Annotated in this window: 25 protein-coding genes and 1 pseudogene; 1 reads left to right on the forward strand and 25 read right to left on the reverse strand. The window is 34.0% G+C overall.

Annotated elements, in window-relative coordinates; all coding sequences use genetic code 11:
• Positions 1–16: 16 nt before the first annotated feature.
• From H9632_RS08220 to H9632_RS08250, 7 genes are all read right to left on the reverse strand, one after another.
• Positions 17–643 (reverse strand): hypothetical protein, encoded by a 627-nt coding sequence (locus H9632_RS08220; protein WP_191703630.1) that lies wholly within the window; start codon positions 641–643, stop codon positions 17–19.
• Positions 640–1,341, reverse strand: coding sequence for a 4'-phosphopantetheinyl transferase family protein (locus H9632_RS08225; RefSeq protein WP_191703631.1), 702 nt, complete (start codon positions 1,339–1,341; stop codon positions 640–642). Before H9632_RS08225 ends, H9632_RS08220 begins: the two co-directional genes overlap by 4 nt.
• 314 nt (positions 1,342–1,655) lie before the next feature.
• Complete coding sequence (locus H9632_RS08230) at positions 1,656–3,263, reverse strand: hypothetical protein (protein ID WP_191703632.1); 1,608 nt, start codon at positions 3,261–3,263, stop codon at positions 1,656–1,658.
• The gene (locus H9632_RS08235; RefSeq protein WP_191703633.1) at positions 3,256–3,951 is read right to left on the reverse strand and encodes an ABC transporter ATP-binding protein; all 696 of its coding nucleotides are present in this window, start codon (positions 3,949–3,951) and stop codon (positions 3,256–3,258) included. Before H9632_RS08235 ends, H9632_RS08230 begins: the two co-directional genes overlap by 8 nt.
• Before the next feature lie 23 nt (positions 3,952–3,974).
• Positions 3,975–4,763: an ABC transporter permease gene (locus tag H9632_RS08240; RefSeq protein ID WP_191703634.1), complete on the reverse strand. Its 789-nt coding sequence runs from the start codon at positions 4,761–4,763 to the stop codon at positions 3,975–3,977.
• Positions 4,760–5,668, reverse strand: a complete 909-nt coding sequence (locus H9632_RS08245; protein ID WP_191703635.1) for an ABC transporter ATP-binding protein — start codon at positions 5,666–5,668, stop codon at positions 4,760–4,762. Before H9632_RS08245 ends, H9632_RS08240 begins: the two co-directional genes overlap by 4 nt.
• A complete protein-coding gene (locus tag H9632_RS08250; RefSeq protein ID WP_191703636.1) occupies positions 5,652–5,903 on the reverse strand; it encodes a PLD nuclease N-terminal domain-containing protein in 252 nt (83 codons plus the stop codon). The genes H9632_RS08245 and H9632_RS08250 overlap by 17 nt, the downstream gene beginning before the upstream one ends.
• Positions 5,904–6,088: 185 nt before the next feature.
• On the opposite strand from H9632_RS08250, the gene H9632_RS08255 reads away from it, so the two are divergent.
• Positions 6,089–6,637 (forward strand): helix-turn-helix domain-containing protein, encoded by a 549-nt coding sequence (locus H9632_RS08255; RefSeq protein WP_318247686.1) that lies wholly within the window; start codon positions 6,089–6,091, stop codon positions 6,635–6,637.
• A gap of 399 nt (positions 6,638–7,036) precedes the next feature.
• Here the strand turns inward: H9632_RS08255 and H9632_RS08260 are convergent, their stop codons facing one another.
• The 18 genes and pseudogenes from H9632_RS08260 to H9632_RS18980 form a co-directional block, all read right to left on the reverse strand.
• Positions 7,037–7,690: an MBL fold metallo-hydrolase gene (locus H9632_RS08260; protein WP_191703637.1), complete on the reverse strand. Its 654-nt coding sequence runs from the start codon at positions 7,688–7,690 to the stop codon at positions 7,037–7,039.
• A 177-nt stretch (positions 7,691–7,867) separates the two neighbouring features.
• On the reverse strand, positions 7,868–8,356 hold the full coding sequence (locus tag H9632_RS08265; protein ID WP_191703638.1) for a GNAT family N-acetyltransferase: 489 nt from the start codon (positions 8,354–8,356) through the stop codon (positions 7,868–7,870).
• A gap of 351 nt (positions 8,357–8,707) precedes the next feature.
• Complete coding sequence (locus tag H9632_RS08270; RefSeq protein ID WP_191703639.1) at positions 8,708–8,881, reverse strand: hypothetical protein; 174 nt, start codon at positions 8,879–8,881, stop codon at positions 8,708–8,710.
• Between the two features lie 71 nt (positions 8,882–8,952).
• The gene (locus H9632_RS08275) at positions 8,953–9,339 is read right to left on the reverse strand and encodes a molecular chaperone (RefSeq protein WP_191703640.1); all 387 of its coding nucleotides are present in this window, start codon (positions 9,337–9,339) and stop codon (positions 8,953–8,955) included.
• 301 nt (positions 9,340–9,640) lie between these two features.
• Positions 9,641–10,072: a hypothetical protein gene (locus H9632_RS08280; RefSeq protein WP_191703641.1), complete on the reverse strand. Its 432-nt coding sequence runs from the start codon at positions 10,070–10,072 to the stop codon at positions 9,641–9,643.
• Between the two features lie 375 nt (positions 10,073–10,447).
• Positions 10,448–11,155: a DUF4274 domain-containing protein gene (locus H9632_RS08285; protein WP_191703642.1), complete on the reverse strand. Its 708-nt coding sequence runs from the start codon at positions 11,153–11,155 to the stop codon at positions 10,448–10,450.
• Between the two features lie 47 nt (positions 11,156–11,202).
• The gene (locus H9632_RS08290) at positions 11,203–12,498 is read right to left on the reverse strand and encodes a DUF1963 domain-containing protein (protein WP_225223741.1); all 1,296 of its coding nucleotides are present in this window, start codon (positions 12,496–12,498) and stop codon (positions 11,203–11,205) included.
• Between the two features lie 18 nt (positions 12,499–12,516).
• A complete protein-coding gene (locus H9632_RS08295) occupies positions 12,517–13,191 on the reverse strand; it encodes a hypothetical protein (protein ID WP_191703643.1) in 675 nt (224 codons plus the stop codon).
• Positions 13,192–13,263: 72 nt separating this feature from the next.
• A complete protein-coding gene (locus H9632_RS08300; RefSeq protein ID WP_191703644.1) occupies positions 13,264–14,001 on the reverse strand; it encodes a YwqG family protein in 738 nt (245 codons plus the stop codon).
• A gap of 87 nt (positions 14,002–14,088) precedes the next feature.
• A pseudogene (locus H9632_RS08305) lies at positions 14,089–14,361 on the reverse strand (SMI1/KNR4 family protein); the annotation flags it as partial.
• A gap of 59 nt (positions 14,362–14,420) precedes the next feature.
• Positions 14,421–15,002, reverse strand: a complete 582-nt coding sequence (locus H9632_RS08310) for an SMI1/KNR4 family protein (protein WP_191703645.1) — start codon at positions 15,000–15,002, stop codon at positions 14,421–14,423.
• Between the two features lie 108 nt (positions 15,003–15,110).
• Positions 15,111–16,637, reverse strand: a complete 1,527-nt coding sequence (locus H9632_RS19065; RefSeq protein ID WP_191703646.1) for an SMI1/KNR4 family protein — start codon at positions 16,635–16,637, stop codon at positions 15,111–15,113.
• Between the two features lie 401 nt (positions 16,638–17,038).
• Positions 17,039–17,833 carry an alpha/beta fold hydrolase gene (locus H9632_RS08320; protein ID WP_191703647.1) on the reverse strand — a complete coding sequence of 265 codons (795 nt, stop codon included), beginning with the start codon at positions 17,831–17,833 and terminating at the stop codon, positions 17,039–17,041.
• Between the two features lie 491 nt (positions 17,834–18,324).
• Entirely contained in the window at positions 18,325–20,256 is a 1,932-nt protein-coding gene (locus H9632_RS08325) for a sigma-70 family RNA polymerase sigma factor (protein WP_191703648.1), read from the reverse strand.
• 254 nt (positions 20,257–20,510) lie between these two features.
• Positions 20,511–21,479, reverse strand: coding sequence for an NAD(P)H-dependent flavin oxidoreductase (locus tag H9632_RS08330; protein WP_191703649.1), 969 nt, complete (start codon positions 21,477–21,479; stop codon positions 20,511–20,513).
• Positions 21,480–21,531: 52 nt separating this feature from the next.
• Positions 21,532–22,314, reverse strand: a complete 783-nt coding sequence (locus tag H9632_RS08335) for an enoyl-CoA hydratase/isomerase family protein (protein ID WP_191703650.1) — start codon at positions 22,312–22,314, stop codon at positions 21,532–21,534.
• A 60-nt stretch (positions 22,315–22,374) separates the two neighbouring features.
• Positions 22,375–23,055: a CaiB/BaiF CoA transferase family protein gene (locus H9632_RS18975; protein ID WP_263618317.1), complete on the reverse strand. Its 681-nt coding sequence runs from the start codon at positions 23,053–23,055 to the stop codon at positions 22,375–22,377.
• Entirely contained in the window at positions 23,055–23,573 is a 519-nt protein-coding gene (locus H9632_RS18980; protein WP_263618318.1) for a CaiB/BaiF CoA transferase family protein, read from the reverse strand. Before H9632_RS18980 ends, H9632_RS18975 begins: the two co-directional genes overlap by 1 nt.
• Positions 23,574–23,590 lie beyond the last annotated feature (17 nt).

The following is a 23,590-nucleotide window of genomic DNA, read 5'->3' on the forward strand; positions in this document are numbered from 1 at the left end:
TTTTATCCTCCCCCATTTATTTTAAATAAGTCCCCGAAGAAACAGTGATTATATGGAAAATAAGTGAAAATAACGCAATAATAACTGTGATTAAAATAGATTTTTTATGACCAATATTCGAATATTTTTTCAAAGATATTGAAAAAGTAAATAAACTAATAATATAAAATAGTTCTAGTTCAGCCAACAAGGTATGAACAAGAGATTGCTTGTTTTCTATAAAAATTGCTAAACTCGTAAAAGTTGTTTCAGGTGTATTAACTAAAATAGCAATAATTGCATTAACACCAGAACCAATTACTAACCAAGCACCCATGTTTAAAACAGCACGCCATATTCCATGAATTGGGACAGGTCGTTTTTTAAATAATACAAACAAAAGTCCTGTAAGAATAATTTGTATTAAAAATGTTACCAATAACCCTACCAAGCCCATTAAAGATGTTTGAATGATAAAGTTCGTTAAGCCTAGTTGTGAGAGTGATAAATTATTCATAACTTCCATATTTTTTAAATCAGCTGAGTATAATAATAAGGTTGTTTCAAAACCTGCGATTGTACATAGTAAAAAAGTAACAATTAATAGTTTCTTTGAATTTTTATATTCCTTCGATTTAACTTGCTGCATTGTATTTGTAGTCATTTAATACACTCCTTTAGCTTTTTTGAATTAATAGGAAACGTAATACTTCTAAACTCATATTCATTATTAGTTACTTCAGTATGATACTGAGTGAAGTTTTTAAAATACAAGAAAATGCTAGTATCTGTTACTTTGAAATTAGAAATCTCATAGATACAAAGTGGAGATGTGAGTCCTGTTTTTAGTATTTTCGATAAACTTTCTTTAGCACTAAAAAACATTTCTTTTGTCAAAATATCTTTGTTCATTTGAATTAGTTTCAATTCATCCTCCGTAAAGAAATCTCTTAAAAAAGGAGCATCCTCCACAGTCTTTAATTCAATATCCAACCCCATAGGATGTCGTAGGTCAAATAATAATATACCGATTGTATTATTTGTATAAGATAATGAAACCCCTAAGTTACTTATGAATGATCGATTACTAGATAAAAGAGGTTGTCCAAATACACCTTTCACCATGGTAATGTCTTGTAATTCATGTGTATCTAATAAACAAAAATCCTTAATCGTTAATTTTGTACATATTAGACTCTTTTTTGAACGAATTAAAGATTTTTCTGTTTTTTTCTTTTGTAATGTTTCTTTTTCTTCTTCACTCAACAAGCCTTCTTCTAAGCTAACTTCAATCGAATCCATATCGAAGAATCGAATACACGATCTAAATAATTGACCATCATTTATATAACTTTCAATCATAAAATCACCCCCTTTAATTCATTATCATTAATGATAACAATTTAACACAGGTAAAATTATACGTCAATTACATTTTTATTTATTATTTCTAAAAAAAGGAATTTTTCTCGTTAATTCATTATGTAATATTTACATATAATGTAAATTATTGTACTTAAATAATCATAAAAAAACATATAAAATAATATATTTACAGTTTATTTATTTAATATTCCTCATTTGTTATTCTAAAAATAATAAAAAAAGCCAGTTTATCATTAAAAAATGATAAACTGACTTTTTTATTATTTAATTTTTTATTAGCTTAACGATTGTCATTTTATGCTGAAATACAATTTAGTAAACCATGTGTATACACAAAAAGTTATGAGAACTGTTATGAGAAAGATTGTTATCGTTGACACACCTATCGAAAAACCTGCCCATAATAAGATAAAATGCGTTAATATCACGACAACTAATATGGGTAATCCAAAGAGCAAACTAACTAATACATTTGGATTCGATTTTACAGCTACTGATGGGTTTTCCCATTCTGTGCTTGGATTTAACATATCAAAAACTGGAGTAAGTAGATTATAACAGTAAACAAGCATTAGAATTATAATCATCATTAAGAATGCACCCATATTCATATAACCAAACAACATAAATATTATAAAGCTTACTATAACAGCAATGCCACTTGGAATAGATGCCAAGAAAACTTTAGAGAAATAGATTTTCTTTTTATTTAATGGCAGACTGTTGATTAGATAATAGTATTTACCTTCCCTTGAAAATGGCGTTCCACTTGTGTTATTAATACAGCTCATTATTAAAACAGCATAAGCAAAGTAAATTTCAAAATAGCCAGGTTTTGTAATATTAATAATCTCTGATATCCACCCCGCTTGAAAACTAAATAGCAAAATCAAGGTAAGGATTGGACTTAAAACAGTTCCAAGTACGAGTTGCATTTTGAAATACGCTTCAGTATTAATTACCCATAATTCTCTTTGAAAATAGTTAGCCCATACACTTTCCACATGGTAGACTTTAGTTTTTTTACTGCTTGATTGGTTTACTTCAATTGTGCCATTTTTAAAGTAATGAATGGAATTGATTTTCACAATGAGAATGAATAATAGCGCGCTTAACCCGATCATCCCAAGTAAATCGATTACAAAAAGGTACGAAAAGTCTCCTGAAGTAAAAGTAGTCAATACATTACCAATAAATGGTGTTTTCAGTACGAGTTCATATATTTGATTAATCACATTGCTTAATGAATTCTTTAAAGTAATTAATGTTGTAAAATCTAATTTTAAATTATTGAAAGTTAGATGTTTCCCTACATAGTGTAGAACAGAATAACAAACCATTGCTGTAATTAAAAAGGTTATGGTAATATTCACCACCAAGTACGCCGTCTTATTAACAAAATAATGTCTAAAACTATTTATCAGCGATAGGATAAATAATATAAGTAGTATTGTTAATATGTTTGATATTGGAACTAATAGGACTAACTTTATTAATTCCGTAAATTTAGTCTTAAAACCTAATAACAATATCGATGGAATTTGTATAACTGCAGATACTACTGTCAGTACAAAAATAATACTCAAAATTTTTGATATAATAATTTTTCTCGGCGCAATTGGTAAGTGAGTTAAAATACCGTATTCATAGTAATGAAAAACTAATGAAATGGAAAAATAAATTACAAGTAAATATACTAACAGATTTGAAATTAGGTAATTGTAAAAAATAAATTCTTTAGTATCTCCCAAATAAAAAATGGCAATATTTATAGTCATTAGTTGCAAAAATAAATAGAAGAAGGCTATTATTAATACCACTTTTAGCATTGGTTGTTTAGGCTTTGAATAAAAAGATGAAATAAAAAACTTTGTTAATTGAAATCCATTATTAAACATTTTGTTTCTCCATAAAAATGGTTTCTAATGTATTTTCTCCAACTACCTTATCAATTTCTTCATGGAGAATGATTTTACCATCTTTTAAAATCGCAACCGTGTTACAAATTTTTTCAGCTATATCTAGTAGGTGGGTAGAAAAAAATACTGTACCCCCTTCTTCAATATATAACTTAATCGCTTTTTTAAATGTTAGAACGGACTTAGGATCTAAACCATTTAGTGGCTCATCCATAATAATGATTGGCGGGTTTATTGTAAATCCAACAATGAGCATCATTTTATGTAACATACCATAAGAATAGGTACCCATTGGTTTATACATTGCCTCTTCCATATCAAACTGCGTAATAAAGTGCTTCATTCGCTCAGTTTGATCATTATCATATAGTTTCATCACAAACCGTATCCAATCAAAGCCAGAGATATTTTTAAAAACATGGATAGTATCTGGGATAAAAAAGAATTGCTTTTTATATTTAGTTGATCCTGATTTGATAATACCGTTAATAGTGATAGTTCCTTCGTCAGGTTCTAAAATGCCAGTAATACTATTTAAAGTTGTAGTTTTACCTGCACCATTTGAACCCACAAACCCTAATATCTCACCTTTTTTAACGTGTAATTCTACTCCGTTTAAAATTTGTTTACTACCATAACCTTTTTTTAAATTAGTTATTTTTAACATCTTTCCCCCTCCGTCCATACTTATTAATTTTTATGATATTTCTTTTCAGAAATCCAATAATGCGAAAAAGTTACAGTTAAAGTGATCCAGACAAGTGTAATAAACATATTTCCGTATAAATGCGAATCGATTGAACCAGTTATTAATACCATCATTGCATGCTGACTCATTCCTGCAGGATTTAATAAGTCAATTATAGGATGTAAACCACTAAAAATCTTAAAAATAAGCAAGCACACGATACTGATTAAAGCTATAACGCCCTGACCATTAAATATCGTACTAATCATAAAAGTAAAACAAAGAATAAATAATACCCATATTAAGTAGAATACAATTGCTAGAATCATTTCAAGAAATGGAATATTATTAAATAAGAAATTTACATATACGTAAGATACAAAATATCCCAACATTACACTAATAGCAATAAATGAAAAGTTAGATAGTAGTTTCCCACCAATGTAAGCCCCTACTTTTACGGGTCTTGTTAAAATAAAATCCAGCATACCATTCGCTTTATCTGACTGAATAATACCCATCATCGAAATTACAATAATCATAATACCTAACTGGTCGAATTGTGACCCAAGTGTTGCAGCTATTACTTGTGCTCCATCCTGTTGTGTCATACTTGGATCAATTGTAATCCCCTGATTTCCACCAAGTGCTGCTAAAATTGATGGTAAGTAATATGTGACAACAGGTTGTGTTGCTCCTAAAAACATAAAAACAAGAGGTAACCAAATAATTTTAAACTCACGGAACATCTGTACATATTCCTTTTTAGTTAAAATATATAAAGGAGTCATACACTCACCACCATTTTTAAAAATATTTCTTCTAACGTATCACTGCTTCCAACTTCAAATTTAACTATATCTATATTGCTTTCGAGGGCATCTCTGAGTAGCCTATTTTTATTTAACTGAACATTATCTAGTCTAACTTTTGCTCTTTTTCCAATTAATTCAACATTTTTTACATATGGAAGCTTTTCAATTAATTCAACCCATTTCAAATCACTCGATGCAATTTCAAGATGTACTACTGATTCTTGATTATTAGTTATTAATTTATTAATTGTTGTATCTTCAATTTTTTTTCCTTGTTTCATAATGACAAATCGTTCACATATTTCTTCTGCATCGCCTAAAATATGAGTAGATAATAGGATAGTTGTGTCATGTTTAATTTCTTGGATTAAATTTAACACTTCTCTCCTACCTATTGGGTCTAGCGCTGATACCGGTTCATCCATGACGATAAAAGATGGCTTGTGCAAAAGAGTTTGAGCAATACCTAATCTCTGCTTCATTCCTCCAGAAAAAGTCTGCACCTTTTCATTCTGTTCATTAATTAGTCCCACTTTTGTTAAAATGGCTGGTACTTCATCAATAAGCTTTTCTTTTGATATTCCTGATAGCTGGCCCATAAAAAAGAGTGTTTCTTTGGCAGTCATCCAATGAAAGAAATCAGGGTATTGTGGGAGATAACCAATCTCTCTTTTCATATTTGAAATTTTCTTCCCATCTAGAAGAACTTCCCCTTTATCCGCATATAAAATGTCTGAAATGATTTTTATTAATGTAGATTTTCCAGCACCATTTGGTCCAATAAGCCCAACACATTGCCCATGTTCAACTACCATAGAGAAATTATTGACAGCTGTCTTAGATTTAAATTTTTTTGTAACATTTTTAATTTCTAACTTCATTAGGCTTTTCTCCTTTTCTTCCAATTGTGAAATACAGAATTGGACCAATTGTATTAAAAAATAGAATTACTATTGTCCATAAAAGTACATTTGACCTCTCATTTCGATGTCTATACAAATCAAACAAAGCAATAAGAATAAGAATGAGACCAACAACGATAAACGGCGCGGCAATCTGTAATACAGCTAACCAATCAATATCCTTGAAATCATTTAACCCATAGTGAAGTTTCATTTATAACACTCCCATCATTTATTATCATTACCGATAACGATAATATAACATACGTTTTTTTGAATTGCACTTGTTTTTTTAATAAAGATAATAATCTTTTTATTTTTGTGATAATATTATCATTATAAATAATGTACTTTGCATCTAAATAAGGTACAATACTATTTAAAAAAGGAGATAATGCGGTGAATAAAGCAGAAATTTTAATGCATCCGGTAAGAATTAAAATTAGCCAAGCACTTATGCGCCACAATGAAAGTGGTCTAACGCCTCTAGAAATGGTAAAAATCATACAAGATGTTCCGCAGGCTACTCTTTATCGGCATATTCAAATCTTGCTAGATGCAGGGGTTATCAAAGTTATTAAAGAAAAAAAGGTAAGGTCTGTCACGGAAAAATACTATGCTCTTAATGAAGATGCTGCGCGTCTTGATTCAAACGATTGGAAAACAACAAAAATGGACGAGAAGCTTAGTTATATATCCTATTATCAATTATCCTTATTATCCCAATATCAAAGTTACCTTTCTTCAATAGAGAATAAGAGCGATTCAGAGGATCGTGCGACATTCTCACTTTTAGAATTGACCATTGATGAAGAAGAATTTGAAAGCTTTCAACATGATTTAAATGCTCTAATGCATAAGTACTACCAAAAAAATAATAATAGTAGTAGTGCTCGTACTCGTACAATAGCTGTGACGATTATCCCTGATAGCAATTCTCAGCACTGAATCTTCCCCTCTAAATTTACCCAATATCAAATCTTGGGTAAATGATGCTTGCGGTTACAGTTATAACGGAAAACAAAAAAGAGTAATACAGACCACCTGATTACTCTTTTGTCTGCAATTTATTTGTCCGCATAATTATAATTATTTTTTGTTCTGATTTTATTTAACAGGATTGATTTAGCATGTCCCAATAACCAACTTAATCGAATTTAATTAAACTCTGTTTATTTATCCGGATTGACAAGGTGTGGGTAGCCGATTTGAGAACAATCGGGACTATAATTCCGAAAGCCTTTATTTATAAGGGTTTCGGTTTTTTTATTTATTAAATTACAGTTAAAAACAATTTATTTTCACAGTTGCGTGAAGAAATAAATATATGATTGATTACATTGTAGATTAATTCACCAAATAGTTTTCAATTTGTTTATGAGGCTCTTTTACGTCATTTCCATGACAAATGCTTACAATATCTGGCTTCATTTCTTCAATAACGTGTCGGCCACTTTTGATAGCCTCCTCCATATCAGATGTAAACATAGCCATAGGTTTTTGCAGTTGACCATTTTTCGAGGTAAATAAATCTCCACCAATCAACACACGGTCCTCTTTATGATAGTACACCACATGACCTGGGGAATGACCCGGTGTGTGAATAGGTATTAACGCTTCCATATTATCTAAATTTCCATTCGTCATTTTTAACGGCTGTACAAGACCTGGCTTCACAAGAAATTCTACCTTTTTCCTACCAGGGAAAGGCTCTTTACCTTCCATGTATGGAATATCAGCTTCATGGGCAAATACGGGCACTTTTTTTATTTCAAGAATTTTTTTCAATCCCCCCACATGATCAGAATGGCCATGTGTTAACAGAATTCCTTTTAATGTACCCAGCTTTTCTGCTTCATTTAAAATTCTTTTCCCCATAAAGGACATACCGGTATCAATTATGTATACACCATCATCGACCGTTACAATCCATGCACTTATTTTCATAAATAACCAAGCTTCAACTTTATGAATATGAGGCGATATCTTAAGGATTTTCATTCCCTTTCCCCCTTTTCTCTTTTTTGATTCTTTTACATAATTAATATAGCTCCCTGTTCCTTCTATTATAGAAACGGCAATAATAGCCCATTCAAGTGGAGAAACATCGCTAAACTTTTCCTTCCGCGTATTCACTGTTTAGACAAGTAAGTTAATCTTGAGTAATACGATTAGAAATCATATCTTAAATGTTTGAATTAAACACTGCTCATCATCAATTAATTCTTGTCTTTCATTAAACTCAATATTTAATTCAAGATATAGCTTTCTCCAAAATGAAACAGCACGTTTATTATCAATAACTTGTATCACAAAATATTGCCCTTGTTTCGCTTCAAATAATTTTACTACGGCTTTTGCTGCTAAACCTTTACCCTTGTACTTATTAATTATAAAAAAATCATTTATTCCTAAATCATTTTCCTCCTTCAAAAATGGCCGTTCCAATAGTAATATAAAACCTATAATACTACCATCCAATTTAATAAAGTACGGTGAAAGCCCCTCTATGCACCAGAATTTATCCAGGCTTTCATAATAAAAAGAACCGTCTGCTCCAAGGTCAATCATTGAAGTGAACTTTGAAAGGTCGTGCAGATACAAAGAGTAAAGGTTTCTTAAAATAGATTTTTCTGATTCTAAAACTGCCGTTAGAGTAATTGACATTTTGCAATAAACTCCTTCCCAACTAATTTTATTATTTTTGTACGCATGAAAGTAAACCAATAAATACATTACCAATAATATACAATACATCTTAATTTTGACTCTTTTATAATTTCGATAGAAATACCCATTATCCTTCGAAAATAGAATAAGTCTCTGTCAATATTACAAAGCACTACTCCATCATAGTCTTGTTTGCTCCCTATAAGGACATATACACGTATATATCTTTTTAACACTCAAATAATTTCACTTCATCCATCTATATTTACTCTAAATTTGAGTATAGAAAAAGGAGCACCGACATTCCGTGCTCCTCGATAACTCTTTTAACAAAATTTCCAAAAACCATCAATCTTCTTCATCTAACTGATTCATTTTATCTTTCATCTGAAATAAAAAATGAAGTTGCATTTGTTTAGCTAATTTTTCTGCCAATCCAACCGAATTAAGATTATTTTGTTCCTCCATTATCTGTTGTTCAATGTATGATCTTAACTTCTCATATTTTTCTAATTCAATCACTCCGTTTACCTCTCTAAGCAAATGTTTTATTACCTAGTATGCTCATATTATGGAGTAATTAAATCTTGAATTTAACTCAATTTTTCATAATTATCTTCAAATTCACGGCTAAACATTTCATTATAATCCAATTGCCTGAAAGACGGAACATCCTTGCAACTTTTTTCCAACGCTTTATGAATAGCTAATAGCACTTCATCATGCGATACAATCCCAAATAAGCTCTCTCGCTTAATCTCACCTGTCGTATATATTGATAGGTCATCGTAAACCACGAAATCGATGTAGCGAACAACATTGAGGAAGCTGCCCCCATGTGTCATACCAATTCGTAATGGATCCTTTAGAGAAATGATCTTATTTTTAAATCCAAACTGGATGCCACCAGCTGGAATATATATAACTTTACCTTTATCTGTTTCTACGATTTTTTCTACTTTTAAAAATTCAAGTTTCATCTTTACTCCCCCTAGTATTACATCTAACATATACCCTGTTTTAGCAATTACTAATATGGTTGTCGTAAAGTTTTTAAACCTGTGTACAGATAAACAAAAAAGAGTAACACAAACCACTTGTTTACTCTTTTGTCCGCAGAATTTTTTTTTTGCTTATTTTATTGAAATGAAATAATCTTACTTGTCTCAATTCGGTGATATTCGACAACGTAGGGGTGCTGGTTAGAGTCCGGTTAGGCCCATTATTTAAAAAGCCAGTAAATGTTTTTATATCAACTATTTTTTTAACTACTCCCCCTTTTTAATTATCATGCATATGCTGCCAAATGTAATAATAACAATAAAGAAACAAGGGCAAGAGTACACTTACAACAGAAGTCATTGCTAGTTCAATATAGAAGAAATTGATGGAAAACGATGGTTTTTTCGCTTCAATAATATCGAGAATTGGATTAACACCAAACGCAGCTAAAATTAATATGAAAGCTAAGTCCATACCTGTGTCTCTTACTATTTTTAAAGCTTTTGGTAGTTGAATTTCACTTTCCTTATATATAAACTTAAATTCTAAAACAAAAAAATGGTATACTCTTTTTTGAATTAAAAAACCCAATACACCAATTAAAGTGAACAAGAATAACTTAATAATGGATGTTGTAGTAAGGAAATCTAGCAGAAAATAAAAAGATACAATTGTACTAAGTGATAAGAAAATAAATAGTATATGACGCAACACAAATTCCTCCTATAAAGCCTCAATCAAATGTGTATTAAGGTTTAAACTACCGTTTCTTTTTATATTTTAATAAAATATTCTACAATACCTTAAAAATTCCTCCAAATTTTGTATAGACATGTCTTATTTTGGTTACTTCAGTTGAGCCAGTGCACTGATAATAAATAATAAAAAGTGAGCTAGATGATAACACCTAGCTCACTTTTTCACTATATTATTCCTGCACATCAATGGATGGTGAGGAGCAGCTTGTAATTTTTCTTCTGGTGTATAAATCAACTTAAAAGACTGAACCTTGATCTGTCTAACAATCGAAGGTGCTGTTCACTCTAACTCTAGGTGCAGCACATCAAAGCAGACTCTTCCTTTTTTTTAGCTGTGGGCCCGCTCCAATCTTTCATTGAGGGCAACCGCAAGTTCTTTAAAGCGTTTCTCCTCTTCCGTGCTCAGCGGATCACCCGAATTCCCCCTATCCAGCCAATAATCTCCATCTAACAATTCATACATGTCAAGAAGTGTAATTTTTAGAGTGACTGGATTTTGAAAAACAGACAACATCGGTTCCGGGCCATCATCCCAGTTGTATTCGTTCACAATCGCATGTAATAGTTCCGGCGAATTTATTCGTTCAATCTTATCGCACATCTTGCACTGAGACTCCTCATACAAAACCTCATCAACAAACCTTTGCTCTTCAAGTGTTAGAGAAAGGCGAACGGCTCCTTTAGTTTCGAGCAGAAGGTCAGCAATCTTTTTATCTTTACGTGCTTCATTCCAAGCTGTAGCTAATATGCCCAATGGGGAGTCCAGTTTAGCCCCAGCTTCGATGAGCTTTAACAGGGCTTCAATTTGGTTGAACTTTACAGCTTTTTTTAGTGGCGTATCACCAAGTTTATCCTGTGCCTCGAGGTCTGCTCCATGTTCGATTAATATTTCTATCGCTTGAACTGGCATTCGATTGGTCAAAAAAAGCATCAGCGGTGTTCTCCCTCGCTCGTCCCGTTCATTCACATCCAGTTCCGTTACTGCCTTCTGTACAAGTGAAAGATCCTCTATCTTGCTAACTTCCTTCCAATTCAAGCGTACTCCCCCCTTTGACACAGTACTATTATAAACATGAATGACATTCAGCTTTGCTGATAGATCGTTGCTGTAATATAGTCTTTAGGACAAATAAACATATAATAGATGCCTTCAGCATATTCGTCATAATCAGCATAATCGATCTGCCCTATAAACCGCATTCTTCGTTCACAACAAGGACAAACCGGATACTCCGGATCCTGGACCCAGCTTGGATGACCGCCAATCTGAGAATTCAATTGTGACATGGTCCAAACTGCAGCATAATACGGTGATTGCGGCTCTTGTGAAAGAACTAAATTAGGTGAGGTTTCAATACTGCTGTTTACGTCATCCATATCCGAGAGATAAACAGGTTCTTGATTATAGCGGCTCCAGACAGGCATGCCATCATTGTCCAGCTCCATGTATATCGTGCTAAAGCTCCCACATAATTCACAGGTTATCACCTGTAGGTTCTCAATTTGCAGGTCGAGATATTGTAAAGCCGGATGAGAGGTAGCTGCGACCATCAACTTCGTTAACTTCCTATTGCACCATGGGCATGTTGAATGGCTCGTCTCAAGAAAATGGGCAGGATCTTCTTTAAGTACAACTTCATCATCATCTTGTTGGTCAGTTTGCCTAATAGCGTAACATAATGGATTTACCAGATTACGCCTTTCCCCATTCGAAGTAAGCTCCCATCCTCCATCAACAGCATAAGTTTCAGGCGTTACATATAACTGTTCCGCCCATTTTGGTTGATGCATTTGCCATTCGCGGTACTGGTTTATGACCTTAGCATCACCAATCCAGCCGAGTGCAAGGAGAAGATGATTTCGGTTGTCCTCATCCCATAACACCCGCACTATTAGCTGATTTCGAATGTCTTGTGGTGCATCTTTAAAAAGAATCGGATCCTGAAACAATCCGCGCTGTATAAGCTCAGGTAAAGCAACGGATATATTATCATCTCGGTAGCACACCAAAGATAATAGAATATCTTGTGCTTCACTTTCATTGTTAACAGCGAGTAATTCCATTGCATATTTCAGCATACGCTGCGCATCTTGGTATGATAAAGATACGTAGATTTGCTCCTTTCTTATCGGAAAAGGTACGTATTGAATAAGCGGATCATACTTTCTCGGTGCATGCATAACCTTGAGAATGTCCACTTGATCTGCTAATCCCTCATAGAGATTCACCGTTTTGCGGTTTTTCTCAATATAAGCTACCCGTTTTTTTCGTTCCTGCTCCTGATGACAAGGCATGCAAATACCGTTTGTTTTGGCTGCTGTACTCGGTAGAATAGTTGCGCTGCATCCTTCCATCATGCATGGTATTCGTTCCGTCAATTCCATTCACCTCCAAAATTATAAACCAATATACAGTTTATTTTCTGAGAAGACTGCTGAGTATCCATGTCTGTACAGCTCAAAATAGGCTACGAACGGGTCACCATTTAATCTATAACGGGGCCACTGAAGATAATATGAAATCCAGTAATCACAAGCAATCGAGTAATATGCCTCGTCCAAAACTTCAATCGGTTCATCGTATTCAATCTGTTCGCTGATGATATCAAAAATCGTCTCATATATTTCAGGATCATATTGCTGACGAATTCCATCTATCGATCCAGGAGGTACAATTCTAACCTCTTCGATTCCATGTAGGTACTCGGCAGAATCTTTCGTATCGAACTTCTCAGAAGATCCCAACAATAAATCCTTTAAGCCTAGAATAAACTGCCTGCCATAATCTACTAGTATCTCAATGGGTAAATTACTATCTTTACTAATAAAATAGGCTGACACTGTAGGCCCACTATAATCCACAGGATTTAGCATTTCATAGATTTGTAATATCCTCTCTAAATAAACATGCCCATCTTCAAGAGGTTCAAAAGTAGCCTCTACACCTTTTCCATCTGGCATAAACATTTGAAAGTAACCATAGAATCGTGCTTCATCAATATCTGCTTCCCCGGAATTCATATCTTCATCCATCAATTGAAGTAAATATCTTGCATAAGATTGTTTATCCATATAAACTTTAAACCTCTCTTTCGCTTATCAGTGGCGGCTTTATTATAAGCTTTAGACAGATTTGGTATCTCACTAGCAACATTGCCATTCATACACGACTTTAGAAAAATCCCTATTTTTCAAAGCGTCTTTTGGAATAGAGAAAACACAATTCCCAGAATCCCCAAACATAATGCCGCATTCGTCATCAATATCCAGTTGCAATAAAAGAAAATCGTCATCACCAAATCCAATATAATCATTCTGAACAAAATAAGGATAACCGCCAATTCTGCTCTCGCTACTATAGCAATCATCGCTCAGTTTCTCATATTCTTCTTCTGATAACTTATTCATAAAAGTTTCTTGAAATAGATCTAATGAGGAAGACATAGGCATTTCCCTTGATTTAAAATACATTTTACCACTATGTGAAAATGGGAGATTCATGTTATATTCTTCATTTTCATAAGGATGTTCCTTTACTAAACGTTCTTCATTTTCTTCATAACTTTCAATGTATCTTACTAGAATGGGGTCTTCCAAACCGTACAAGTCTTCGTTTGTAACAAAAAATTGCAGTAATCCCTTTTCTGGTAATTCAACAATATTTTCAATGTCTGCCAGATTGATTTGTGCTAAAAACAACATAGGTTTTCCATTTTCATCTATCGGATAATCTTTACTATTTTCCAAATAGGGGCATCCCCCTAATTTACTATCATAAGGTTTTGTTTCTTCACGCTTAAAACTTATCTCATTACTATATCTAAAAGTACCTTTAATTAGGTTTTCATGTTCTTTCAAAAGTTTAGGAATTTCGTATTTCATCAATGTCCCTCCTATTTTAGAATTACTCTGCAAACCGAATTCTAGCCAATTTCCAAAATTGATTAAAAAAATAGATTTCAACATATCTTAAAGATATTCTTTCTCAATAGAACGATCTTCCCAATCATGCCAAAAGTATAATACTTGCCCTACTGCCCCAGCTTCATACAGATTATTATCAATGCAAAGGTAATCACCGCCACCATTATTTGCAATTGGTATCCATTTTGAATTCCAAAGAAATTTAAATGGCTTAAGTTCTGGATCAAATTCCTCTTGTAAGAAACACCAGTTATTAATAATTTCAGAAGTAGGTAGTAGAGTCAGGTTCCTTACAAATGGATTTACCTCAAGATTCCATTATTGCACCCAACTGGAGATTTAACGATTCTTTAAAGACTCTCTAAGAACTATCGCGTTTATTCTTCCTCATCTAGAAAATTAAAACCATTGTCAATAAGATTCTGTAAATATTCGTCAAAGCTATTTGCAATCACTTCATATTGGTCAGGGTCGTGCAAAAAGCGAACAATTTGACCGCATACTCCTTCATCAGATGGATTAAAATCAATAAAAAGTCTTGATGTTCCACCATTATTCATACAGTCTGAAAAATGAAGATACTTCCCCGGAAAAAGTCCCTCTGGATTAATCCTAGGGTCAACAGCATCCTCGTCATCTTCGTATTCTAAAAGATAAGAGACGTCTTCCTCTTCTTTTGAACTTTCGAGCATCTGCTGGGTAGACAGTAAATAATATGGGTATTCTTCAATATCTGATCCAAGAATACAAACCGCAATTTCTTTTTCTCCATATTTCCGCCAATAAGTACCATCAATATTTTCTAATAAAGAGATTAATGATGCTGGACAATTTGGATATTCTGACCTTAATACTTCAATATCTTTTTTTGTGGCACCGTACGCAGTATTTAATTCCTCAAGTTCATCTGTTGTTAATGCTGATCTCAAGCCATTTAAAAATTTGTTTACTAAATCCATGATTTCCCCTCCAAATATAAAATGCAAAAGCGAGTGTACTTGTGGTTAGTAGTAATCCTCCACTTACAAAATCTATTATTCTCTTATCTATTTAATCTGTTTTCCGATTTAATCATTGAAGCTGCTAGACCAAATGTTTTCTTCTTCTGTCGTCATTTCACCTACAATTTCAGAAAAATCAACATCTTGAGACATCAGTTTTTTTAACTTATAAAATTGATTAAAACTTCCTGTAAAAGATTTCAATGAAGTGGACTCCGCAATTACTTCAATATTTTCAACAGGTGTGTAATTACATTCTAAATGAGTGAGTGCCGTCATTTTCTTAATAGAGGAAGCATCTCGAATAGATGAATCTATGAATGTTAAGTTTTTCAGCTTTTGATTTTGGGTTAGAAAATCTAAGTCGTTGAAAATAAATTTTTCAATCGTTAAGGCTTCTAACTTATTCAATTTTGCGAGTAACATTAAGTCGGCTTCTGCTACACCCTCCAATAGATGAATGTGCAGCTCCTTCAAATGGCTAATATCTGAAATTGAGACAAGCTGTTCAAAATTTAAAATGGAGACAGATAATTTATTTAGCTTTACATCCTTTAAAGGGCGATAGTTATTGATTTGTGTGTGCTCAATAGAAAGTTCCTTTAAATTAATTAAAGATTCGAGTGCTCTTATGTCCTTCACTTGAGTTCTACTTAAATTTAAATATTGAAGTTTATTTAATCGAGATAAAGGTACGATGTCCGTAATCGGATTTCCGCCTAAATATAATTTTTTAAGTGCTAATAATGATTGTAAAGGCCTAATATCTGTAATATGATTCCCACTAAGTACGAGCTCTCTAACATCCGTACAGACAGTAAGCGGTGTAATATCAAAAATCTGTTTTCCCATAAGGTACAATATCTTACTTTTCACTAACTGTTTTGGATGTTCTGATAAGCTTTGAATTATTTCTTTCCATTTATCACTTAGCTGTTCAAACCATTCTTCTCCTATAACCTGTTGCTGGTTAGACGCCTCTACTTGAAAAACAGGCAATTCCATATTCTTTAGTTCATCAAAAAAATGAGCTTCCTCCCTATAACCGTAGCTCCAAAAAGTTTCTTCATCGATCGTATATGCTCCGTTTTTAAGTGTTTGTGCAATAAATGTTATAAAATCTGTGATGTTGTACGCAATTACATGTTTAACCGTTTCATCTCGTCCAAAATTTATTAGCTGTCCATAAATTCCATTTGAATCAGGTTCTAAATCGATTCCTAAGAAGTTACCTCCATGATCATGCGCAATGGGAATCCAATAGCGATTGAGATACTGCTCTTTAATCGCGCCTTCGGGAACGGAGTACGATTCAATCTGTTGCAGCTCCTCGTCGTCACTTAGCTCAAAACAGTTTTTCCATTCAGCAAGCATACTTTCTAATGACAGAAACGAAAGTCCGAAAAAAAGCCCTGGTCCCTCATCATTTTCACCATCATGTGTAAGATAAAGTGTTTTTACATCGTCTGGAAACGTAATTCCCATCTTTTGCTCGACTTCTTCAATTTTTTGCACAGTAGCGGGAGGGTTTAAAAACGGTTCGAAATGCTGACTAAATTGTTGCTGAATCTCATTAATAATTGTCTGAATCACATTATCAACTCCAAATAAAATTATTCAATTAACATATACTCACTTAATAATACCAATTATTTCAAATTATTAGTTTTGGTTCAATAGCTCTCTATGAAAAAAATATGCTTTTCTTGTTTTGAAGTGACTCCAAAAAAGTAGAATTTGTATTTAATGCGACTTGTCGTGACTATAAAATGAAAAGCCCGTAAACGTTTATATACCAACGTTTACGAGCTTTTCATTTTCATAAGATTCCCTACCCTATACTCAGATTTTAAGTTTTTATCAATTATTTAGTGTCAATGCCATTATCTGCATTCGGCAATAGATGACCATAAAAATCGGTTGGCGTGACCTAACCCCCTAGGCAATCAAAGATACGAATTTACAGCAGGCTATCTATTAAGCCACCCCTCTTCTCAGAGTGAACTAGCTTTTGCATACACCTGATTGGACGATATAAACTGGTGAATCGCTTCATTTGACTCCGCGCTTTTTTCAATGACGCATACATGCCCGCAGTCATCGAGGATTTGTAATGATGCGTATGGATTATTCTCTACTGCACGCTTCGCTTCATCTATGAATAAATGATCTTCCTTGCCAATTAGATAAAACTTCGGAATTGTACACTCACTTTGCTTTAGCTGCTCATAGGGCTTCTTCGCATTTTTCAATAAATACGTCCATTTCACAAACTCTTTACGCCCTAACTTCGCTGCCTCCTGCACAAAATAAAAACGTGATTTAGCATGCGATTGTTTCGGCATAATTAAGTATGCAAATGTTTTATAAAAGAGCATATATGGTGCGAAATGGCGGAATATCCATGCGCTCTGAATTAACAGTGACGACCATCTATTAAACTTGAGCACGGGACCAGCTAGCGTCATCGTTTTAATGTACTGCTTCGCACGATACATAAGCTCATTGCCGATAATTGTCCCAACCGAAAATGTTAAAAAGTGTGCGTGTTTAATCTTTAATTTTTCGAGCACCTCCGTAATCTTCGGTACTACATCTGCTGCGACATAATAATTTACATCTAACCCATTCGAATCGCCATGACCCGGTAAATCGATTAATAGTAAATTATAATGTTGCGATAAATAATCAGCTTGTTTATAAAAAAGGGTGCTCTTGCCTCCTAGACCATGTAGCAGCACGAGCCATTCCTTTTGATGACATGAAAATAGTTTTGTGTAATGTAGCATATAGGTCTCCTATTAGTATATTTTTACGTTATCAGTAATCCAATCGAAAAAATATTATTCCAAGAAAAATAATATTTAGTTGTAATCTGACTATAACGTGACGGTTTAAGCACGTCAATTATTGCATACTAATTCACAAAATGCTCATATTTATTTAACAATTTCTATGTTTTAATGTAATTTTTGGTCCCTCACCAATATTTGTAAATTGAATTAAGTAACGAGATAAATAGAGGAAGGAATTTCCGTTATTTTTAAAATAACTTAAAAAATGTTGAAAATAAGGGAAGAAATTTCCGTTATTGACCAAAAAAACATGAATTTTCATGATTTTATTTAAAATAACGGTAAAACGTTCCCTTATTTATCCTAAAAATGAACTACATCATTCAAATAACGGTAAAATCTCCCCTTATTTTAGATGGGCACTGATGGCGAATTAGTTTAAGAATATTGGTAGACCTCGCTAGTTGTTCCGCACAGGCTTTTCATTAAATTAAACTATAAATTACATCTCCACTTTCCGCATTAACTCCTCTTATAAAAGCACCGTCCGTCATCCGAATACGGTAAATTAAACGCATTTCGTCCGCATCCTGCTCTGTTTTCCCGTACACCCTGTCCCACTCCAGTTGTACTTTTAAGTCTTTTAGTGGCAATAATTCTTTAATCGTCTTAATCTCTTTTCGTTCAAACTTTTCAATATCTTCAACCGATATATTCGGTGTTAAAAACATCAAAATGCCACCCGTTTTTTTACTAATATTCATATGGAAAAATTCATTTTCAATATAATAACCATCCTTGTGCACTACAAATCGGAAGAATGCGCGGTTTTCCTCTATGTCCTCTGCATCCTTCATTTCAACACGTAAATATGGTGTATACTCCGGATAGTACGTTTGAATAAACTGTGCGGCAATATGTAAACATTCCTCTTCAGAAAGCTTCGCCTCACCTTCGATTTCAACGAACCATATGAAACGATTCAAGCGCTTTGTATGTTTGTCCACTTTTGCCTTTACCCTATTCTCAAACGTACGCTGCATGTAATGATCATATGATTTCCCATCAGAATCTCTCCAGACTTTAGGACGCCAGTGGAGCTCTTCATACGCATCATCCATGCTTTCTTCTTCATATTGCTCCCATTCCTCATTGATGCCAACGATTTCTTCAATTTTGTCCTTTTTAGGCAACGCTTCTACGTTTGGAAACGGAACATAACTTTGCTTTCTCTCATCACTAGAATCAAATAACGGTTTGCCTGTTACCGCATCATAAGCCTGCCTTAAAAGCTTTGATTCATAGATCGTATATATACCTGACTCTGGAACGGAATCATATTGTTCATTAAAGCTTTCAGCACAAATTGACCAGTCACCTTCATACAATGCATTTATGATACGTTCCGTAGGGTAAAGCTCCTTTGGCATTTCAGGAGGATTTTCCATATAACCTGTATAGGTGAAATGAATGACTTCACCTGGATCGGTTACTTCTATAAGACAATAAAAACCGTCTAATGGAAACCCGCCAACAACTTGTCCATACTTAAAGCTTGTACTCGATTCCTTTTTATTTTGTTCTATTAGTTTATAATACGAAAGTGCTTCAGGGTATTGTTCACGTAGCAGTCGCTCGGCTATTTCAAGCTTCATCTCTTCAGTAATCGGTGTACCTTCTTTTGTAGGGGTTTTCGCAAAATCATCAAGTCGGCCTTTATCATCTAATCGAATAAAAACTCCTTCATCTTTACTTTGCCCTTTCCACATGAACGAAGCAATTCCTTCCTCATGATAATCTTCAAGTTCTAGCTCATAATGTGCAGGCACATTTGCATATTGCTGTGCTAAATTTAATAATTGTTCTTTTAACATGCGCTTTATCTCCTTTTGTTGTAATGGCTTGTGCATTGTCTCCTCTAGCTTTTGACGTATTGCTTTTCTGCCGCGGTGTAGATGCATTTTAATCGTGTTGTTTGGCTTCCCTAACATTTCTGCAATTTCAAACACTTTAAAATCATAAAAATAATGCATTACAATCGCTATTTGATAGTCTTTTTTAAGGCTTTCAATTGCGTTATGCAACTCGCTGTAATCCTCGCTGTTTTCCTGGTCTAGTAACTGAAGCTGTTCCATAATTTCTAGCTCTAACAGCTCCGTACGCTTCTTCTTTTTCAATGCAAAAAAGCTTTCACGAATCAATATTTTGTATAGCCATGTCGCAAAATATTTCGGCTCCTTTAGCTGAGCCAGTGCACCGAACGCTTTTATGAACGTTTCTTGCACAATATCTTCCGCATCCTGCTTATTTTTCATATATGTATATGCTTTAACTAGTAATCTAGGCTTATGCATCGATGTTATATGCCGGATTGCATTTTCATCCCCAGCAAGTGCTTGTTGTAAGTACTGATCCATCTTATTCCCTCCTACTAACTTAGAGTACGGATTTAGTTTAAAGGTTTCATTTTGTAAAACATTTTTAAAACTCATCACAAAACATAGTTTGTTTATCTAAGTTTATAATATTACGTGCTTTATCGGCTCAAAAAAAAGACTTCCCTATAGAGAGAAGTCTGTTAAAAATATAATTCACATATTTATAAAGCATGGAGAGGCTTTGATCTAACAAATCATATTTGCACCCTAACCCTAAATTCATCGTACCCATCCTATACAGGGAGCTTTTGCATTACCATTTTCATATGCGCTTCTTTATACTCTTCCTCAAACCGATTAATTAGCTCTCTCGTTGGCACTACTTCTTTAATTGCACCAATACCTTGTCCACTTCCCCAGACATCCTTCCAAGCTTTTTTATCTCCCTCTTTAAAATTCATAGTTGAAAGGTCACCTTGCTCTAGGTTATCTGGATCAAGCCCTACATTTTTAATAGAACCTTTCAAATAATTACCATGCACACCTGTAAATAAATTACTATAAATAATATCGTCTGCCGTACTGTCTACAATCATTTGCTTGTATTCTTCACTAGCATTTGCTTCCGTTGTTGCAATAAATGGTGATCCAATATAGGCGAAGTCAGCACCCATCGCCTGTGCCGCTAAAATAGCTCTACCATTTGCAATCGAACCTGACAAGGCTAATGGTCCATGAAACCATTCCCGAATTTCCTGTATAAGAGCAAATGGACTTTGTCTTCCAGCATGTCCACCCGCACCAGCAGCAACGGCAACTAATCCATCTGCCCCTTTACTAATCGCCTTCTTAGCAAAATTATTTGTTATTACATCATGAAAAACTATACCTCCATAGCTATGAGCCATTTCGAATATCTCTTCACGTGCTCCTAGCGAAGAAATAATAATTGGCACTTTATATTTCATACAAAGCTCCATGTCTTGCTCTAATCTAGTATTAGTTTTATGCACAATTTGATTAATTGCGAACGGGGCAGCAGGTTTTTCAGGGTTATTTTTGTTATACGTATTTAATTCCTCAGTTATTTCTGCTAACCATTCATCAAGCAAACTAGTTTGTCGTGCATTCAGAGCTGGAATAGATCCTACAATCCCTGCTTTACATTGCTCAATCACAAGTTTCGGATTACTAATAATAAACAATGGGGAACCGATAACTGGTAGTCTTAAATTTTCTAAACTATTTGGTAAATGCTCCATAAAATCCACCTTTCCACTTTTATAAAAATTCAACATACATATATTCAGTCGACTATAATTGGTTGAAAACAGGTTTTCGCTTTTCAAAAAAGGCTTCGACACCTTCTTTAAAGTTTGCTGATTCAAAACACATTGCTTGTGCAAACCCTTCTAATTCCAAAGACTGGGACAGATCATCAAGAATGCTTCTATTTACTAGTTTCTTCATTAACCCCAAAGCCATTTGCGGACCTTCTGTAAGCTGATTTGCTAGTTTATACACTTCGTCTGTAAACAAATCATCTTCAAATACTCGATTAACAATTCCAAGTTCATGAGCCTGCTCGCTAGAAATTTTTTCTCCCAAGAACATCATTTCTAGTGCACGATGCCTTCCTATAAGTCTTGGTAAAAAATATATGGAGCCTAAATCAGGAATTAACCCAACTTTTGAAAAACTTTGAATGAATACGGCAGATTGATTCGCAATAATTATGTCGCAAGCTAATGCTAGGCTAAATCCTGCTCCGGCTGCAGCTCCATTAACAGCCGCAATAACCGGTTTCTCAAGATCTACAATGGAAGAAATCATTTCATGTCCCGATTGCAATCTCTTGCGACCCGAAGCCGCTTCTACATCTTTTAAAGCACTTAAATCACCGCCTGCAGAAAACGCATTTCCTTCACCTGTCAACACAATCACTTTTACGTCATCATTGTTTTGAACTTCAGTAAAGAAATCTTTTAATTCCTCGCGCATTTGAAGGCCAAGTGCATTTCTCACCTGAGGGCGATTTAATTTGACGGTACAAACACCATTTTCTGCTAATGTCACTTGTATACTTTGGTAGGTCATTACGTATGATCTTCCCTTCTTTTCGGATTACAATTTCATAATATTGACTATTTTAAATTTTTAGATATTTAAAGACAATTTTTGACCAATAACTCCATTTTTTCTAAATTGTTCAATATGGTCATTTGAATAATTTAATTTGGAAAGAATTTCTTCCGTATGTTCCCCGAGAATAGGAGCATGAGAGTAAATTTCCCCTTGTGTTTCAGAAAATTTAATCGGGAAACCAATTTGCTTAATGGTACCAGCAAGTGGATGGTTCATTTCTTTAAACAATTCACGCTCTATGACTTGAGGATCTTTAAATATTTGGTCAATATCATTAACAGGACTTACACATGTTTCTTCAGAAGCTAATAATTCTATCCAATATGCTTGATTTTCTTGCTTGAATAATTGTGTTAATTTCTGTTTTAATTTCTCTTGAACTTCCTCTGATCCCTCATGTAATGATATCCACTCAGGTTTTTCAATTAGTTCGCAAATCCTTTTCCAAAATTTGAATTCGGACGCTCCGACTGTAAGATATTTCTTATCCTTAGTTTTGTATACGTTATAAAATGCAAATTGACCATCCAAACGATTACTGCCTCTTTCAGGAACTTTACCTGAGGCAAAATAATCAGATGCCGCCGCATATAGCCATGTCACCGCACCATCCATCATAGAAACATCAATATACTGCCCCTTTCCTGTGCGTTCTTTATGGAAAAGAGCCATACAAATACCAGATAACGCCATTAGTGCTCCTCCCCAATATCAGCTATTTGCACGCCCGGTACAATAGGTTTTCCATCTTTTTCACCTATAAGGCCAAGGATACCACTGTACCCTATGTAATTAATATCATGCCCAGGCAAGTATCGGTATGGTCCTGTTTGTCCATACCCAGTCAATGAGCAGTAGACAATTCCTTCATTAATCTTCGAGATTTCTTCATAACCTAACCCTAAGCGATTCATTACACCCGGACGAAAACTTTCCAAAATCACATCGGCATCAGCAGCCATTTTTTTAAATATTTCTTTACCTTCATCGGTTTTTAGATTTATTTCGATACTCTTTTTATTGCGGTTAATTGTTAAATGTCTTGCTCCAATACCTTCAATTGCCGGCTTTCTCCATCGGATGTAATCTCCTTGTCCTGGTTCCTCAATTTTAATGACTTCTGCTCCATAATCTGCCATCATTAATGTACAATATGGACCGGGCAGTAACCTTGATAAATCCAAAACCTTAACCCCTTTAAGTACTCCCATGCCTCATGCTCCTCTCT

It is taken from the genome of Solibacillus merdavium, assembly GCF_014836935.1.
GTDB classification, from domain to species: domain Bacteria; phylum Bacillota; class Bacilli; order Bacillales_A; family Planococcaceae; genus Solibacillus; species Solibacillus ferritrahens.

What these genes read in the sequence shown, in the direction of transcription:
- H9632_RS08220 (WP_191703630.1), bottom strand. Translation starts at nt 643, where the DNA reads ATGACTACAAATACAATGCAGCAAGTTAAATCGAAGGAATATAAAAAT.
- H9632_RS08225 (WP_191703631.1), bottom strand. Translation starts at nt 1,341, where the DNA reads ATGATTGAAAGTTATATAAATGATGGTCAATTATTTAGATCGTGTATT.
- H9632_RS08230 (WP_191703632.1), bottom strand. Translation starts at nt 3,263, where the DNA reads ATGTTTAATAATGGATTTCAATTAACAAAGTTTTTTATTTCATCTTTT.
- H9632_RS08235 (WP_191703633.1), bottom strand. Translation starts at nt 3,951, where the DNA reads ATGTTAAAAATAACTAATTTAAAAAAAGGTTATGGTAGTAAACAAATT.
- H9632_RS08240 (WP_191703634.1), bottom strand. Translation starts at nt 4,763, where the DNA reads ATGACTCCTTTATATATTTTAACTAAAAAGGAATATGTACAGATGTTC.
- H9632_RS08245 (WP_191703635.1), bottom strand. Translation starts at nt 5,668, where the DNA reads ATGAAGTTAGAAATTAAAAATGTTACAAAAAAATTTAAATCTAAGACA.
- H9632_RS08250 (WP_191703636.1), bottom strand. Translation starts at nt 5,903, where the DNA reads ATGAAACTTCACTATGGGTTAAATGATTTCAAGGATATTGATTGGTTA.
- H9632_RS08260 (WP_191703637.1), bottom strand. Translation starts at nt 7,690, where the DNA reads ATGAAAATCCTTAAGATATCGCCTCATATTCATAAAGTTGAAGCTTGG.
- H9632_RS08265 (WP_191703638.1), bottom strand. Translation starts at nt 8,356, where the DNA reads ATGTCAATTACTCTAACGGCAGTTTTAGAATCAGAAAAATCTATTTTA.
- H9632_RS08275 (WP_191703640.1), bottom strand. Translation starts at nt 9,339, where the DNA reads ATGAAACTTGAATTTTTAAAAGTAGAAAAAATCGTAGAAACAGATAAA.
- H9632_RS08295 (WP_191703643.1), bottom strand. Translation starts at nt 13,191, where the DNA reads ATGGATAAACAATCTTATGCAAGATATTTACTTCAATTGATGGATGAA.
- H9632_RS08300 (WP_191703644.1), bottom strand. Translation starts at nt 14,001, where the DNA reads ATGAAATACGAAATTCCTAAACTTTTGAAAGAACATGAAAACCTAATT.
- H9632_RS08310 (WP_191703645.1), bottom strand. Translation starts at nt 15,002, where the DNA reads ATGGATTTAGTAAACAAATTTTTAAATGGCTTGAGATCAGCATTAACA.
- H9632_RS08320 (WP_191703647.1), bottom strand. Translation starts at nt 17,833, where the DNA reads ATGCTACATTACACAAAACTATTTTCATGTCATCAAAAGGAATGGCTC.
- H9632_RS08325 (WP_191703648.1), bottom strand. Translation starts at nt 20,256, where the DNA reads ATGGATCAGTACTTACAACAAGCACTTGCTGGGGATGAAAATGCAATC.
- H9632_RS08330 (WP_191703649.1), bottom strand. Translation starts at nt 21,479, where the DNA reads ATGGAGCATTTACCAAATAGTTTAGAAAATTTAAGACTACCAGTTATC.
- H9632_RS08335 (WP_191703650.1), bottom strand. Translation starts at nt 22,314, where the DNA reads ATGACCTACCAAAGTATACAAGTGACATTAGCAGAAAATGGTGTTTGT.
- H9632_RS18975 (WP_263618317.1), bottom strand. Translation starts at nt 23,055, where the DNA reads ATGGCGTTATCTGGTATTTGTATGGCTCTTTTCCATAAAGAACGCACA.
- H9632_RS18980 (WP_263618318.1), bottom strand. Translation starts at nt 23,573, where the DNA reads ATGGGAGTACTTAAAGGGGTTAAGGTTTTGGATTTATCAAGGTTACTG.